The sequence below is a fragment of the Paenibacillus tabacirhizosphaerae genome (assembly GCF_040812395.1).
GTDB lineage: Bacteria > Bacillota > Bacilli > Paenibacillales > NBRC-103111 > Paenibacillus_E.
In genome coordinates this window covers 1-3006 of record NZ_JBFNXH010000047.1, presented here as the reverse complement: position 1 = coordinate 3006, position 3006 = coordinate 1, and the positions used below count along the sequence as shown (strand labels likewise).

The 3006-nt window shown below is 49.6% G+C and carries 1 protein-coding gene; it reads left to right on the top strand.

Annotated features, from left to right (window positions below):
- On the top strand, positions 1–3006 hold a 3006-nt coding region (locus tag ABRS97_RS27810; protein ID WP_367819420.1), incomplete at both ends, for a condensation domain-containing protein.

The following is a 3006-nucleotide window of genomic DNA, read 5'->3' as shown; positions in this document are numbered from 1 at the left end:
TTGGGACAATTTCTTCGAGCTTGGCGGCGATTCGATCAAAGCGCTTCAGGTTTCCTCCAGACTTCTGCAAGCCGGTTATAAGCTGGACATGAAAGACTTATTCCAGTATCCAACAGTAGCAGAACTAAGCTCGAAAATACGATTGGCCAGCAAAATCTCCGATCAAGGCGAGGTTGTCGGAACGGTGAGGCAGACGCCGATCCTGCATGCTTTCTTCGAGCAGCGGCATGACGATGCGCATCACTATAATCAAGCGATGATGTTCTATCGGGAGCAAGGCTTCGAAGAAGCTGCGCTGCGCAAAACGATAACGAAGATTGTCGAACATCATGATGCGCTGCGTTTGGTCATTCGCAGGAACCAGCAAGGTTGCGAACTGTTGAACCGAAGCGTGAGCGAAGGCCAGCTGTTCAGTTTGGAAGTGATCGATCTGCAGAGCGAGGCCGATCCTGCCGGCGTGATCGAAGATCAAGCCAATCAGATTCAAGCCAGCATCAACCTGGAAGAGGGGCCGTTAGTCAAGTTGGGTCTGTTCCGCTGCGCGGACGGAGATCATTTGCTGATCGTGACTCACCATGCGGCGGTAGATGGGGTATCTTGGCGCATTATTATCGAGGACCTTGCGGCAGGTTACGAACAAGCCGTGAACGGAGCGGCGATTCGCCTGCCGCAGAAGACGGATTCGTTCCAGTTGTGGGCGGACAAGCTCTCACAGTTTGCGAACAGTCAAGAGATGGAAGACGAGCGGCGATACTGGGAGCGAATTGAACAAATAGAATTTGCTTCGCTACCGAAAGATGCTGAAGTAGACAAGGGCAAAACGAAGCTGAAAGACAGCAAGCTTGTTATCGTAGAATGGACAGAGCTGGAGACAGAACAACTGCTGAAGCTGGCACATCGCGCCTACCATACGGAAATGAATGATCTGCTTCTGACGGCACTGGGACTGGCGGTTCAAGCCTGGACAGGGTTGGACCAAGTACTCGTCAATCTGGAAGGCCACGGCAGGGAGTCTATTATTCCTGATGTGGATATCAGCCGAACAGTAGGATGGTTTACCAGCATGTTCCCGGTCGTCCTTGAGACGAATGAATCCCACCAGCTATCAAGGCAAATTAAGCAAATAAAAGAAGATCTGCGCCAAATTCCACAGAAGGGGATCGGTTACGGCATACTGAGGTATTTATCCACTGCATCGGATACGGCCGGGTTTACCGTTTCGCCGGAAATCAGCTTTAACTATATGGGGCAATTTGACCAAGACTATGCCCACAGCGGTTTGGCCAAGTCACCATATTCCGAAGGTCACCACGTTAGCGGCAACGCATTTTTGGAACACACACTTGATATTAACGGTATTATTACGCAGGGAACCTTGCAATTCATCATTCGTTACAGCAGCGAAGCGTATCGAGCTGAGACGATGGAGCGGTTCGCTCAGCTGATGAAGACAAGTCTGAAGCAAGTCATCGAGCATTGTGTAGCGAATGACCGGCAGGAACTAACGCCTAGCGACGTTTCCTTGAAAGGACTGGCGATTGAGGAGCTGGATCGGCTTGTGGAGCAGACTTCGCCGATCGGCGAAGTCGAGAATGTGTACGCGCTCACGCCGATGCAGAAGGGAATGCTGTTTCACAGCTTGATGGACCCGCAGCTTGGCGCCTATTTTGAGCAATCGACGTTCGACTTAACAGGAAGTTTCGACGTTGAAGCTTTCGGCCAAAGTCTGGATCTGTTAGTCCAAAGGCATGAAGCGCTGCGAACGAATGTGTGCAGGGAAGCGATTGATGAGCCAGTGCAGGTGGTGTTCCGCAACCGCAAGAGCGATCTGCAGTTCGAAGATTTGCGCAAGTTGAAAGAAGCGGACTGCAAGCGATATGTAGAAGAATTTGCACGAAAAGATAAGGAACAAGGGTTTGATCTCAGTCAGGATACGTTAATGCGCGTGGCAATCCTGCGTACTGGCGAAGAAAACTACCGGTTCATCTGGAGCTTCCATCATATGCTGATGGACGGCTGGTGCATGTCGCTGATGACGAAAGAAGTATTCGACAACTACTATACGATTTGTCAGCAAGGGAAAGTCCAGTTTTCGCAGGCTGCTTCTTACAGCCGTTACATCGAGTGGCTCGACCAACAAAGTCCTGAAGAAGCGTCAACGTTCTGGAAAAATTATTTGCAGGCATATGATCAACATACGCTTCTCCCGAGTGGACGAGCGCAAACAGGAAAAACAGAAGGATATGTATCCGCAAGAGCAGACTTCGACCTCGGTAAACCGCTGACGAGCCTAATTGAACGGGCAACCAGACAAAATCAGGTGACTGTCAATACGTTGATTCAAACGGTCTGGGGTGTCATGCTGCAGCAGTACAACCATAATCGCGACATCGTCTTCGGCAGTGTCGTGTCGGGAAGACCTGCAGATATCGCTGGTGTGGAGAATATGATCGGATTGTTTATCAATACGATACCGGTTCGTGTCCGCTCCGAAGCTGGGGAAACATTCGTAGAACTGATGAGAAAGGTTCAGGAGCAAGCTCTTGCATCCAACAAATTCGAGACCTATCCGCTGTATGAGATTCAGAATTTAGTTGACCAGAAGCAGGAGCTAATCAGCCATATTGTAGCGTTCGAGAACTATCCTGTGGAACAAGAAGTGGAGCAAGTCGGCAAAGAGTTCGGTTTTTCAATTTCGAACGTACAATCGACCGAGCAAACGAACTATGACTTCAATTTGATTATCATGCCGGGCGAGGACATTCACATACGCATTTCCTACAATGCACTTAAATTCGACGAGTCGGATATCCGGCGGATTCGCGAACATCTCTGTCATATGCTGATGCAAATTACAGCCAATCCACGCGCTGTAGTGGATGATTTGGAACTGATAACTACAGAAGAAAAATTGCTAATCTTGCAGCAGTTCAATGATACAAGAACGGATTACCCGCGTGAGAAGACGATTCACGAGCTGTTCGAAGAACAGGCAGCTCGGACGCC